The organism is Dietzia sp. IBK-p2-15D (assembly GCF_057773105.1).
Genome location: NZ_JBYMTK010000003.1, coordinates 112,166 through 125,503, shown reverse-complemented (window position 1 = coordinate 125,503; position 13,338 = coordinate 112,166). Strand labels below are relative to the sequence as shown.

General features: G+C 70.5%; 10 protein-coding genes. All 10 read right to left on the bottom strand.

Going from position 1 to position 13,338, the window contains the following annotated elements:
• Positions 1-15: 15 nt before the first annotated feature.
• The 10 genes from AC3DEV_RS05825 to AC3DEV_RS05780 all read right to left on the bottom strand — a co-directional run bounded on the left by AC3DEV_RS05825 (position 16) and on the right by AC3DEV_RS05780 (position 13,018).
• A complete protein-coding gene (locus tag AC3DEV_RS05825) occupies positions 16-2,865 on the bottom strand; it encodes a DNA translocase FtsK (protein ID WP_488371546.1) in 2,850 nt (949 codons plus the stop codon).
• 61 nt (positions 2,866-2,926) lie between these two features.
• Positions 2,927-3,583, bottom strand: a complete 657-nt coding sequence (locus AC3DEV_RS05820; RefSeq protein ID WP_488371545.1) for a TIGR03085 family metal-binding protein — start codon at positions 3,581-3,583, stop codon at positions 2,927-2,929.
• Positions 3,584-3,588: 5 nt separating this feature from the next.
• A complete protein-coding gene (locus tag AC3DEV_RS05815; protein ID WP_488371543.1) occupies positions 3,589-5,796 on the bottom strand; it encodes a ribonuclease J in 2,208 nt (735 codons plus the stop codon).
• The gene (gene dapA, locus AC3DEV_RS05810) at positions 5,793-6,752 is read right to left on the bottom strand and encodes a 4-hydroxy-tetrahydrodipicolinate synthase (RefSeq protein WP_472981359.1); all 960 of its coding nucleotides are present in this window, start codon (positions 6,750-6,752) and stop codon (positions 5,793-5,795) included. The genes AC3DEV_RS05815 and dapA overlap by 4 nt, the downstream gene beginning before the upstream one ends.
• A gap of 58 nt (positions 6,753-6,810) precedes the next feature.
• Positions 6,811-7,563, bottom strand: a complete 753-nt coding sequence (thyX, locus tag AC3DEV_RS05805; RefSeq protein ID WP_067717719.1) for an FAD-dependent thymidylate synthase — start codon at positions 7,561-7,563, stop codon at positions 6,811-6,813.
• A 32-nt stretch (positions 7,564-7,595) separates the two neighbouring features.
• Positions 7,596-8,048, bottom strand: coding sequence for a flavodoxin family protein (locus tag AC3DEV_RS05800; protein ID WP_119192157.1), 453 nt, complete (start codon positions 8,046-8,048; stop codon positions 7,596-7,598).
• Positions 8,045-8,524, bottom strand: a complete 480-nt coding sequence (locus tag AC3DEV_RS05795) for a hypothetical protein (RefSeq protein WP_488371542.1) — start codon at positions 8,522-8,524, stop codon at positions 8,045-8,047. The genes AC3DEV_RS05800 and AC3DEV_RS05795 overlap by 4 nt, the downstream gene beginning before the upstream one ends.
• A 10-nt stretch (positions 8,525-8,534) precedes the next feature.
• Positions 8,535-9,284, bottom strand: coding sequence for a 4-hydroxy-tetrahydrodipicolinate reductase (dapB, locus tag AC3DEV_RS05790; protein ID WP_488371541.1), 750 nt, complete (start codon positions 9,282-9,284; stop codon positions 8,535-8,537).
• Between the two features lie 36 nt (positions 9,285-9,320).
• Positions 9,321-10,649, bottom strand: coding sequence for a M16 family metallopeptidase (locus AC3DEV_RS05785; RefSeq protein ID WP_067717709.1), 1,329 nt, complete (start codon positions 10,647-10,649; stop codon positions 9,321-9,323).
• A gap of 101 nt (positions 10,650-10,750) precedes the next feature.
• Complete coding sequence (locus tag AC3DEV_RS05780; protein ID WP_256819590.1) at positions 10,751-13,018, bottom strand: polyribonucleotide nucleotidyltransferase; 2,268 nt, start codon at positions 13,016-13,018, stop codon at positions 10,751-10,753.
• Positions 13,019-13,338: the final 320 nt, after the last annotated feature.

Sequence of the window (13,338 nt, the reverse complement as noted above, 5' to 3'; positions counted from 1 at the left end):
TACCCCGCCCGGCCGCTACCCCACCGGGGTCTCGGCCGGGTCGCGGAGGTCGGCCGGCTCGTCGTCCGGATCCTCCTCCGGCGGGGCCCCGCCCTTGATCATCCAGAGCACCGAGGCGAGTTCCTCGGGCTTGACCAGCACGTCGCGTGCCTTGGACCCCTCGGAGGGTCCGACGATGTCGCGCGACTCCATCAGGTCCATGAGGCGGCCGGCCTTGGCGAAGCCGACCCGGAGCTTGCGCTGCAGCATCGAGGTGGAGCCGAACTGGCTGGACACCACGAGCTCCACGGCGGCGAGCAGGTCGTCGAGGTCGTCGCCGATGTCGGCGTCGATGTCCTTCTTGCCGTCCTCCTTGGCGGCGGTGATGGACTCGTCGTACTCGGGCTCGGCCTGGTTCTTGGCGTAGTCGACGACCTCGTGGATCTCCTCGTCGGTGATGAACGCACCCTGCATACGGATGGGGCGCGAGGCACCCATCGGGATGAAGAGCCCGTCGCCCATACCGATGAGCTTCTCCGCCCCGGCCTGGTCGAGGATGACCCGGGAGTCGGTGAGCGAGGACGTGGCGAACGCCAGGCGGGACGGCACGTTGGTCTTGATGAGGCCGGTGACCACGTCGACGGACGGCCGCTGCGTGGCCAGGACGAGGTGGATGCCGGCCGCACGGGCCTTCTGGGTGATGCGGACGATCGCGTCCTCGATGTCGCGGGGCGCGGTCATCATGAGGTCGGCCAGCTCGTCGACCACCGCCACGATGTACGGGTAGGGGCGGTAGACGCGCTCGCTGCCGGGCGGCGTCGTGATGGCTCCCGACTTCACGCGCTCGTTGAAGTCGGTGATGTGGCGAACGCGGGTGGACTTCATGTCCTGGTAGCGCTGCTCCATCTCCTCGACGAGCCACGCGAGCGCCGCGGCCGCCTTCTTGGGCTGGGTGATGATCGGCGTGATGAGGTGCGGGATGCCCTCGTACGGCGTGAGCTCCACCATCTTGGGGTCGACGAGGATGAGGCGGACCTCGTCCGGGGTGGCCCGCGTGAGCAGGGACACGAGCATCGAGTTGACGAAGCTCGACTTACCCGAACCGGTGGAGCCGGCCACCAGGAGGTGCGGCATCTTGGCCAGGTCTGCGGTGACGAAGTCGCCCTCGATGTCCTTGCCCAGTCCGATGAGCATCGGATTGTGCTTGCTGGCGGTCTTGGGGTCGGTCAGCACGTCCGCCAGCCGCACCAGTTCGCGGTCGAGGTTGGGCACCTCGATGCCGACCGCGGACTTGCCGGGGATCGGTGCCAGCAGCCGCACGTTGTCCGTGGCGACCGCGTAGGCGATGTTGCGGTGCAGGGCGGTGATCTTCTCGACCTTCACGCCGGGGCCCAGTTCGACCTCGTAGCGCGTGACCGTCGGGCCGCGGGTGAATCCGGTGACGGCCGCGTCGATCTTGAACTGCTCCAGGACGCCCTGGATGGCCTCGATCATCTGGTCGTTGGACTCGCTGCGCGCCTTGGGCGGGTCGCCGGCCGTGAGCAGGCTGACGGGCGGCAGTGCGTAGTCCACGCCGTTCAGCAGCTGGGTCTGGGAGTCGAGCCGCTCCGCGTCGCTCTCGGAGGCGGTGTGGGTGGACGGGACGTTGGTCTGCGGGACCGCGGAGGTGTCCACCGACGGTGTCGAGACGGGACGTCGGGGCGCGGTGGCCGGCGAGGACGGAGTGGCCGAGGCCGGCGGGCGGGCCGGGGCCTCGTCGGCGTCGGCGCCCGCAGGCAGGACCTCGGTCCTGCGGGGGGCGGGCTTCCGACGTGCCGGGGCCCGGGCCGGTTCCTCCGGGGGGAGGTCGGCGACCTCCGGGGCCGCCTCGGGCTCGGCGGATGGCCGCGCGGCGCGGGGCATCTCGACCGTCTCGCCCGCCGTGGGGGTATCGGACCACGCGGCGATCCGGCGGCGGGAGCTGCGCCGCGTCGCCGAGCGCTCGGTCTCGGACGTCCGCGTCGTCTCCGCGATCGGGTACGCCGTGGTCATCTCGTCGTCCCAGTCCTCGTCGGAATCGACGTAGTCGTGGTCGACGATGTCGCCGCTGCCGTCCCAGCCGAAGAACCCGCGGACGATGCCGGGGATCTCGCGCGCGGGCCGCCCCACCATCACCAGGATCCCGAACGCGACGAGCAGGACGAGGAGCGGTACCGCGACGAAGACGGACAGGCCGGCCTCGAGCGTTCCACCGACGATCCGGCCGAGCACCCCGGCGCCGGACCGCACCCCGTCCGGATCCGTCGGCGAGCCGGACCCCAGGTGCCACAGTCCGAGCACACCGAGAGCGGCGACGGTCGTCCCGACCAGCCAGCGCGAGTGCACGTCGGGACGGGGTTCGCGGGCCATGACGAGCACGCCCCATCCGCCCAGCAGGAGCGGCAGGAGGGCACCGGGGGTACCGACCACCGTCCGGATCCCGGTGTCGATCCAGTGGCCGATCGGACCGGCCGCGCCGAACCACACGGCGCCGACGAACACGATCGCCACGCCGATGAGGATCAGACCGAGACCGTCACGGCGGTGCGGCGGGACCACCTTGTCGTCGTCTCCACCCCCGAGGCCACGGACCCCGTGGCCGACACCCTTCGCCATCGCGGACCACCCTCCGCGCAGCCCACGCCCCACGGCACCGAACGCACCCGAGGTGCGTTCCGGCGCCGGGGCGGCGGTCCGAGGACCGCTGCGGGTCCCCTTCTTGGGGGTCGAGACGACCGCACCGCGACGGGAACCGCCTCCCCGCGACGACGACGGGGTGGACTTGGTCGATCGCTGTGCTCCCGAGGTCGAAGCCGGACGTCGGCCGCCGGGGGCACGGGTGGAGCGCGTGCTCGAGCTGGATGCCATGGCCGTCACTCTATCGTCTGGAGCACCACTGGTAACAGCAGCCACACGGGGGTGGGGTGGTTCAGATGCCGCGTGGGACGGCTTCGAGCGCGTCGATCCCCCGCTGGGCACCGGAGATGTCGATCTCGACCTCGTCGCGACCGAACGTCCACAGGAGGAACTCGACGGGATCCGCCGTGATGCTCACCAGCGGGGCGAGCGCCGCGCCCGTCGAGACCGACGCGATCGTGGCCGATCCAACGTGGGCCGGGGTGCGCAGGTCGACGCGGGCCGCGACCTTGCGCAGGAAGGTCTTCGCCACGGTCGTGGCGAGGGACCAGACCCGTTCGAGGTCGTCCACCTCGAACTCGCGGGGTGCCCACCCGGGGCGCCCCCTGCGCACGTCCTCGTGGTGGACGAGGTACTCGGCCAGGTTCGCGACCCGGTCCGCGTAGCGCAGCGGTGAGTACCAGGGAGCTCCCCCGGCGATCGTGTCGAGCAGGTCTTCCCACGGGCGCTCGGCCTCCCGCAGGCGCAGGTGCTCCATCCGGTCCGCGAGGGCGGGGACGACTATCCCCGCCGCCGCGTCGGGTCGGTACTCCCGCACGACGAGGTGTGCGGCCAGGTCCCTGGTCGTCCAGCCCTCGCACAGCGTCGGGGCGTCGGGCCCGATGGCACGCATGCTCTCCACGAGAGCGCTGCGCTCCCGCTGCGCGAGGGTCGGACGGCTGGGACTCACCGGACTCAGACCTGCGCGACGGCGGAGGTGATGACGGTGGGCACGATCATGGGCTTGCGGCGCCACTTGTCCGACACCCACCGGCCGACCACGCGCCGCACGGCCTGGGCGAGACGGTACGGATCGGTCTCGCCCTCGCCGGCCAGGTCCCACAGGGCGTTCTCCACGAGCTCCACGACCGGGTCGAGTGCACCCGGCTCGTCGGTGAAGCCCTTACCGATGATCTGGGGCTTGCTCACCGGCCGGCCGGTACGCGGGTCCACCACGACGGTCGCGACGATGAAGCCGTCCTCGCCGAGCGCGGTGCGGTCCGCGAGGACCGTGTCGCCGACGTCGCCGGTGGACAGGCCGTCGACGTACAGGTTGCCGACGGGGATCTGACCGACCACGGACGCCTTGCCGTCCACGAGGTCGACCACGACGCCGTTCTGCGCGAGGACGACGTTCTCCTCCGGTACCCCGGTGGCGATCGCCAGGGCCTTGTTGGCGCGCAGGTGCCGCCACTCACCGTGGACCGGCATGGCGTTCTTCGGTCGTACGGCGTTGTAGACGAAGAGCAGCTCGCCCGCGTCCCCGTGGCCGGAGACGTGGATGTTGGCCTCGCGGCTGGTCACCACGTTCACACCCATCTGGGACAGACTGTTCTGCACGCTGAAGACGGGCTCCTCGTTGCCCGGGACGATCGACGAGGAGAACAGCACGGTGTCGCCCTCGGAGAGGTTGATCTGCCGGTGCTCGCGGCGGGCCATCCGGGAGAGCCCCGCCATGGACTCGCCCTGGGTCCCGGTCGTCATGACGACGACCTTCTCCGACGGGAGCTTGGCGGCCGTGTCCATGTCCACGATCACCTTGTTCGGATCGGTGAGCAGGCCCATCTCGAGGGCGATCTCCATGTTCCGGATCATCGACCGACCGGTGAGCGCGACCTTGCGACCGCTCGCGGCGGCGGCCGCGATGACGGACTGGACGCGGTAGACGTTGGAGGCGAAGCAGGCCACCACGACGAGCTGACGCGCGTCGGAGATGAGCCGCTGGAGCGCGGGACCGATCTCCGACTCCGAGCGACTGACCCCCGGGGTGGTGGCGTTGGTCGAATCCATCAGCAGCAGGTCGACGCCCTCGTCGCCGAATCGCCCCATCTTGGGCAGGTCGGTGGGGCGCTTGTCCGTGGGCAGCTGGTCGAGCTTGATGTCACCCGTCATCATCACCGACTGGCCACCGGCGCGGATGACCAGGCCGAGGCACTCGGGGATCGAGTGGTTGACGTCGAAGTAGCGCACCTCGAACTTGCCCAGGGTGCTCACGCTGGACTCGTCGACCTCGCGGAAGACCGGCTTGATGCGATGCTCGCGGCACTTCGCGGCGACCAGTGCGAGCGTGAACCGCGATCCGATGACCGGGATGTCCGGGCGCAGCTTGAGCAGGAACGGGATCGCCCCGATGTGGTCCTCGTGGGCGTGGGTCAGCACGAGCGCCTCGACCTGGTCCAGACGATCCTCGATGTGGCCGAAGTCCGGGAGGATGAGGTCGACGCCGGGCTCGGTCGAGCTCGGGAAGAGGACGCCGCAGTCGACGATGAGCAGCTTCGAGTCGTACTCGAAGGTCATCATGTTGCGGCCGATCTCCGTGACGCCGCCGAGCGCCACCAAGCGCAGCGCACCCTTGCGGGGCTTGGGCGGGCTGGGTAGGCGGACGGTCATGTCGCCGCCCTGCATGGTCTTCACGCCACCGAACTCGGCGGTGGAGGTGTCGCCGCGACCGCGGCCGCGTCCGCTGCGACCACGGCCGCCCTTCTGACCCCCCGAGCCCTGGCCGCCTGAGTTCTGGCCGCCGTTCTGGTCGCCGCTCGAGGATCCGCCCTTGGCTCCCGAGGACGAACCCCTGCCCCGGCCACGCGATCCGCCCTTAGGCGAGTCCTTCTGGCCGCTGTCTTTCTGGCCGCTGTCTTTCTGGCCGCTGTCTTTCTGGCCGCTGTCTTTCTGGCCGCCGTCCTTCGGGCCGTCGCCCTGCTGGTTCCTACCCTGCTGGGGCTGGTCCTGCCTACCCTTGGCCCGATCGGAGCGTCCCTGCCCCGCGTCTGCGGCGGGGGCGTCGGCTACCGGGGTGGGCTCGGTGAACTGCACGGCGGCCGTGGCCGCCGGCTCTCCCGAGGGCCGTCCTGCGGCACGTCGGGTGCGGCCGCGTCCGCGGCCGGTGGAGGTACTTTCCGTCATCTGGTGACTCCTGCTCTGTGCAGCAGCGCCGCGAGGGCGTCTCGCTGCTCGTCGGTTGGTGGTAACTGCGGGAGTCGCGGCACACCGGCCGGGACCCCGAGAAGTTCTAGTGCTGCTTTGGACATCGACACACCTCCGAGCGCCCGCTGGGCGTCGAAGAGAGGGAGGAGTCCGAGGTTGATACGTCGTGCCGTCTCGATGTCGCCACTCAGGTACGCACGGCGCAGGTCGACCAGCCGTGATGCGGCTACATGGCCGATCACACTGACGAACCCGGTCGCTCCGACGGCCAGCCACGGGAGGTTGAGTTGGTCGTCCCCCGAGTAGTAGACGAGGTCGCAGTGGGACATGACGGTGACGGCGTCGTGGAAGTCGCCCTTCGCGTCCTTGACCGCCACGATGTTCGGGTGGTCGGACAGACCGATCAGGGTGTCCGCCTGGATGGGGACCACCGATCTCGGCGGGATGTCGTAGAGCATCACGGGCCGGTCGGTCGCGTCGGCGATCGTCCGGAAGTGGACGTCCAGTCCTGCCTGGGTGGGCTTCGAGTAGTACGGCGTCACCACGAGCAGTCCGTGCGCCCCGGAGGCAGCGGCCTGCTTGGCCGCGTGCACCGAGTGCGCGGTGTCGTACGTACCGACACCCGCGACGATCGTCGCCCGGTCCCCCACCTCGGCGAGGACGGTCTCGAGGACCGCGATCTTCTCCGCGTCGGTGGTGGTGGGCGATTCCCCCGTGGTGCCGGAGACGACGAGACCGTCGCACCCCGAGTCCACGAGATGCCGCGCGACACGTGCGACGGCCTTCAGATCGACGTAACCGTCGGACCCGAACGGGGTCACCATCGCCGTGACGACCGTGCCGAACGGCGCGGGGCGCCCTGTATCGGCGGGGGCCCAGCCACGGTCGGTCGGCGCTTGCCGGCCGACAGGGCCCCCGGTGGTCACGTGTGTCATGGTCTCCCAGACTACCCGCAGTACCCGGCAGACCCCGATTCCCACCCTGGGGGCGTCGTCATCCCTCGAGAACGTAGGGGCTGACCGCGATCTCCGAGCCGTCCTCCAGCGTGGCGATCTCGAAGTCCGAGAACACCGCCGGCGCCGCCTCGCGGAGACGACGGAGTACGTCGATCGCCAGGCCCCGGATCTCGGTGTCGGCGTGCTCGGTGGCGCGCATGCCGATGAAGTGGCGCCACGAGCGGTAGTTCCCCGTCACGACGATCCGGGTCTCGGTGGCGTTCGGTAGCACGGAGCGGGCGGCCTGCCGGGCCTGCTTGTGCCGCAGCATGGGGTTGGGCACGTCCGCGAACCTGTCCTCGAGCTTCGCCAGCATCTCCGCGTAGGCGTCACGGGAGGCGTCGGTCGCGCGCCGGAAGATCTCGACGAGCTCGGGATCGTCCGCTATCGCCGGTGGGGGCACCACCTTCGAATCGTGTTCGGGGACGAAACGCTGGGACAACTGGCTGTAGGAGAAGTGGCGGTGCCGGATCAGTTCGTGGGTGCACGAGCGGGAGATCCCGGTGATGTAGAACGACACACTCGCGTGCTCGAACACCGACAGGTGCCCGACCTCGAGGATGTGCCGCAGATACCCGGCGTTGGTCGCGGTGCGTGGATTCGGTTTCTCCCAGCTCTGGTAGCAGGCCCGCCCCGCGAACTCGGCCAGCGCCGATCCGCCTTCGGCGTCCGTCTCCCACTCGACCTCGTCGGGCGGGATGAACTCGGTGTGCGCGACCAGGCGGACCTGCCGCCGGACGAGCTCGGACATCGTGGGTCTCCTTCGGTGATGTGCCCGGCGGTTCAGCCGAGCAGATGTGCGGCGACGGTGGCCGCGACCTCGGCGGCGGTGTCGAGATCCTGGCGTCCGGGTTCGCCGGTCAACTGGACTGCGGGGGCGACGGCCTGCAGTCCCCAGCCGGTGGCGATCCGTTCGACCGAGTTGACCGCTCCCGCGGTGTCGTTGTCCCCGTGTACGCACAGGGCGTACGGCCGGCCTGCCACCGCTCCCTCGCAGGTGTAGTAGGTGCGGTCGAAGAAGTGCTTGAGCGCGCCGGACATGTACCCGAAATTGGCCGGGGTGAGCAGGACATAGCCGTCGGCGCGCAGGACGTGGTCGTCGGTGGTGGCCAACGCGGGGACGGACTCGACCGCGATCCCTTCGAGTTCGGGATGGTCGAGACCGGTGACGAGTGCTTCGAGAATGCGGCGCAGGCGTGGTGACGGGGCGTGGTGCACGACCAGTACCGTGCTCATCCCAGACCCTTCCCCGAGGTGAGTTCCGTCTCGCGCAGCCCGATGGCGGCCTTCATGACCTCCCGGGCGCGGACGCGGTCGCCGGCGTGGTCGTAGGCCCGCGCCAGCCGGTAGGTCGTCCGCCAGTCGTCGGGGGCGGCCTGGTACTCGGCGCTGACCCGGTCGAACAGCGCGTCCGCCGCGTCATGCTCGAGTCGGCCGGAGGGGCGTCGCTCCATGTCCGCGAGATCGAGTTCGATCCCCTCCGCCGCGGCGGCGGCCGAGATCCTCTGGAGTTCGAGGCCGTTGCGGAAGATGGCCCAGGTCGCCCAGGCGCCGACGCCGGTGAGCAGGATGATCCCCGCCCCGAGCCCGCGCACGGCCAGATAGTCGGAGGCGCTGACCATCGACCAGCCGAGGTACAGCAGGTACCCGAAGGCCACGACCAGGCCCAGCGCCGTGAGGGCCATGACCAGGGGCTTGACGATGCGCTCCACGGCGGTGGTCCTAGAGGTCCATGAAGGAGTCGAGCCCGACGGTCAGGCCCGGGGCCCCGGCGATCGAGCGGACCCCCAGAAGCACTCCGGGCGCGAACGAGGTGCGGTCCAGCGAGTCGTGCCGGAGGGTGAGGGTCTCCCCCTGCGTCCCGAGCAGCACCTCCTGGTGGGCGACGAGGCCCGACAGTCGCACCGAGTGCACGCGGATCCCGTCGACGTCGGCGCCGCGGGCCCCGTCGAGTTCCGTGGACGTGGCATCGGGCGACGGCCCGAGCCCCGCCTCCCGGCGAGCCGCCGCCATCATGGCGGCGGTGCGGTGGGCCGTCCCCGACGGCGCGTCGGCCTTGTTGGGATGATGCAGCTCGACGATCTCGGCGGACGGGAAGTACTTCGCGGCCTGGACCGCGAACCGCATCATCAGGATGGCACCGATGGCGAAATTGGGCGCGACCAGTACACCGGTCCCGGGACTGTCCTCCAGCCACCCCCTGAGGGTGGCGAGACGGTCCTCGGTGAACCCGGTGGTGCCGACCACCGCGTGTATGCCGTTGGCCACGCAGTACTCGAGGTTGTCCAGCACCACGTCCGGGTGGGTGAAGTCCACCACCACCTCGGCACCGGAGTTGACGAGCGCGTCCAGCGGATCGCCCTGGTCGACCTCCGCGACGAGTTCGAGGTCCTCCGCGTCACGGACGGCCTCACAGATCGCCGTCCCCACCTTGCCGCGTGCGCCGAGCACTCCGACCTTCGTCACCGTCATCGTCTCCTCACGTGGTCCTCGTCGAGCCCGTCCAGCCTATCCGCCGACGCGCCCGAGCAGTCCAGCCGCGCCGTCGCCGGGCATCCCGGGGCCGACCGCCGCCAGACACCACGGGGCGGACTCGTCGGTCCAGTAGGCGGCGACCTCGTCGCGGGTGACCCGACGGAGCCTGGCCACCGATTCCTCGACGGGGACCACCGTGTCGCGGTCCAGGAGGTGTCGACCGATCCGCGTCATGCGGGAGAGCGGATCGTCCAACCCGAGCCTGATCGACCCCGTGAGGTGGCCGATCGCCCGACCCACCTCGTCGGCGGCGGGCGGCGCGGCCAGCATCCCGGACACGACCTCGCCCACCTCGTCGCACAGTGCGTCCACACGGTCCACCGGGGCGCCGGCCACCACCGTGAGCAGACCGGTCGGCCGGAACTGGTCCATGCCCGCATAGACCGTGTACGCCAGACCGAGTTCCTCGCGGATGCGTTGGAACAACCGGGAGCTCAGTCCCCCGCCGAGAACCGCGGTGCCGACCTGCGCCGCGGCCCGGTCCCGGTGATCCCGGGCCGGGGTTCTGCGGGCGAGGGCGATCAACGCCTGTTCGGAGTCGTCGTCCTCACCGGTGAGGACGGACGTCGCGGCCCACCCGGGCGCCCCCGCGCCCGGCCCGGTGTCGCCACCGCCGGTCCCGGCGCCGAGATCGGCGCCGTCCCGCGACGTCCCGTTGCGGGACACCGCCGCCGCCAGTGGCCCGGCGGCGATCCGGCGCACGAGGGCGTCGTGATCGAGACGCCCGGCCGCCGCGACCACGACGTCGCCGGCACCGAGCATGCGTCGGTGGAATGCCCGTAGGGTCTCGGCGTCCAGTGCTTCCACCGACTCCTCGGTCCCGATGATCGGGCGGGCGAGCGGGTCGCTACCGAGGGCCGCGGTGGCGACCAGTTCGCAGGCGAGGTCCTCCGGGTCGTCCGCACGGCCGGCGAGCTCGTCGAGCACGACGTCACGCTCGATCTCGACGTCGGCGGGGTCGCAGGATCCGTTGGCGACGACGTCCACCAGGACGTCCACCGCGGTGTCCAGCCCCTCGGCGGGGACGTGGACGTGATAGCAGGTGTGCTCGCGTCCCGTGAAGGCGTTGAGGTCACCACCCAGCAGGTCGATACGCTGGGACAACTCCAGACCGGACGCCGAGCTGGTGCGCTTGAACAGGACGTGCTCCAGGAAGTGCGCGGCGCCGTGTTCCCCGGGGCCCTCGTCCGCGGATCCGGACCCTATCCAGACACCGACCGCCGCGGTGTGGCACCACGGTAGGTCCTCGGTCACCACACGCACGCCCGGGATCGACCGGTCCACGCGGATCGTCGGGTTCACGGTCCTTCCCTTCTGTCGACGAACGAGGCACGCACCCCGCGCGCGGGGTGCGTGCCTCGTGGGGTGCCGGGCGCCGTGGGGGGGGGCGGACCGGCGGGGTCTCAGTCGTCGGTGCCGGAGTCCGCGTCGGCTCCGCCGTCCGAGTCGTCACCGACCGGGACGAGACTGATCTTGCCGCGGTTGTCGATGTCGGCGATCTCGACCTGCATCTTGTCGCCGACGTTGACCACGTCCTCGACCTTGCCGACGCGCTTGCCCTGGCCCAGCTTGGAGATGTGGACCAGACCGTCGCGGCCCGGCAGCAGCGAGAGGAAGGCGCCGAACGGGGCGGTCTTCACGACCGTACCGAGGAAGCGCTCCCCGACCTTGGGCAGCTGCGGGTTGGCGATGGCGTTGATCTTGTCGATCGCGGCCTGGGCCGACTCGCCGTCCGTGGCCCCGATGTACACGGTGCCGTCGTCCTCGATCGAGACGGACGCGCCGGTCTCCTCGGTGATCGAGTTGATCATCTTGCCCTTGGGCCCGATGACCTCGCCGATCTTGTCGACCGGGACCTTGATCGCGATGATGCGGGGCGCGAACGGGCTGAGCTCGTCGGGCTCGTCGATCGCCTCGGCCATCACGTCGAGGATGGTGAGCCGGGCCTCGCGGGCCTGGGTCAGCGCGCCGGCCAGCACCTCGGACGGGATGCCGTCGAGCTTGGTGTCGAGCTGGAGCGCGGTGACGAACATGCCCGTGCCGGCGACCTTGAAGTCCATGTCGCCGAAGGCGTCCTCGGCCCCGAGGATGTCCGTCAGCGCGACAAAACGTCGTTCCGACTCACCGGCCTCGTTCGTGATCTCGTCGGAGACCAGGCCCATCGCGATACCCGCGACGGGGGCCTTGAGCGGCACACCCGCGTTGAGCAGCGACAGCGTCGAGGCGCAGACGGAGCCCATGGAGGTGGAGCCGTTGGAGCTGAGCGCCTCGGAGACCTGGCGGATCGCGTAGGGGAACTCCTCGACGCTCGGCAGGACCGGCATGAGCGCGCGCTCGGCGAGCGCGCCGTGGCCGATCTCGCGACGCTTGGGCGAACCCACGCGACCGGTCTCACCGGTGGAGTACGGCGGGAAGTTGTAGTGGTGCATGTAGCGCTTGCTGGTCTCGGGCCCGAGCGAGTCGATCTGCTGGGCCATCTTGACCATGTCGAGCGTGGTCACGCCGAGGATCTGGGTCTCGCCGCGCTCGAACAGCGCCGAACCGTGGGCGCGCGGGATGACCTCGACCTCGGCGGACAGCGCGCGGATGTCCCGCGTGCCGCGGCCGTCGATCCGGAAGTGGTCGGTGAGGATGCGCTGGCGCACGACCTTCTTGGTCAGCGACTTGAACGCGGCCCCCACCTGGCCGAGGCGGTCGGAGAACCGCTCGGTGAGCTGCTCGAGGACGGTCGCCTTGAGCTCGTCGGTCGCGACGTCGCGATCCTGCTTGTCGGCGATCTGCATGATCTCGCCGAGCTTGGTCTCGGCGATCTCGGCGACGGCGGCGTAGACGTCGTCGGCGTACGGCGGGAACAGCGGGAACTCCCGCGGCGTGCCGGGCGCGGCGTCGGCCAGTGCCTGCTGTGCGGCGCACAGCTCGGCGATGAACGGCTTGGCGGCTTCGAGCCCCCGGGCCACGACGTCCTCGGTGGGGGCCTGCGCGCCCCCGGCGACCTTCTCGATCACGTCGTCGGTGGCCTCGGCCTCGACCATCATGATCGCGACATCGGCGGTGTCACCGGAGCCGACGACACGGCCGGCGACGACCATGTCGAACACGGCGTCGTCGAGCTGCTCGACGGTCGGGAAGGCGACCCACTGGCCGGCCGGGTCGGCCGACGTCGGGATGAGCGCGACGCGCACGCCGCCGACCGGACCCGAGAAGGGCAGGCCGGACAGCTGGGTGGAGGCGGAGGCGGCGTTGATGGCCACCACGTCGTACAGGTCCTTGGGGTCGAGGCTCATGACGGTCACGACGACCTGGACCTCGTTGCGGACCCCGTCCGCGAAGGTGGGGCGGAGCGGCCGGTCGATGAGCCGGCAGGTGAGGATGGCGTCCGTGCTGGGACGCCCCTCGCGGCGGAAGAACGAACCGGGGATCCGTCCCGCGGCGTACATCCGCTCCTCGACGTCCACCGTCAGGGGGAAGAAGTCGAAGTGCTCCTTGGGGTGCTTGCCCGCCGTGGTGGCGGACAGCAGCATGGTGTCGTCGTCGAGGTAGGCGACGACCGCACCGGCGGCCTGCTTGGCCAGCCGGCCGGTCTCGAAGCGGAGCTCGCGGCGACCGAAGTCGCCGTTGTCGATGGTCGCGACGGTCTCGAAGACCCCGTCTTCGACCTCGACGGCCGTGATCTGTGGCATGTGTTTCCTGTCGTGTCGGGTGCATGGGCCGCACGGCGGAATCGTCCCGCCGGGGCCACCGGGCGTCACGTCAGGGGGTCCCGGTTCGACCTCGGTCTTCGATCGAAGCGGCCGGAACGCGTGCCACGGATGCTGATGCTCCCGGGCGTCGGGTTCCGGCGGCCACTACCGAGGACCGTCAATCGGACCTGTCGACCACCCCGGCACGTGTGCACCGGCTCCACCGAGGCTATCAGGGAAAACCGTCCGGGTCACCGGGCGCGCGCGGGTGACGCCCCCGAGACCCGGCGGCCCGGTTCGCGGAAATGCAC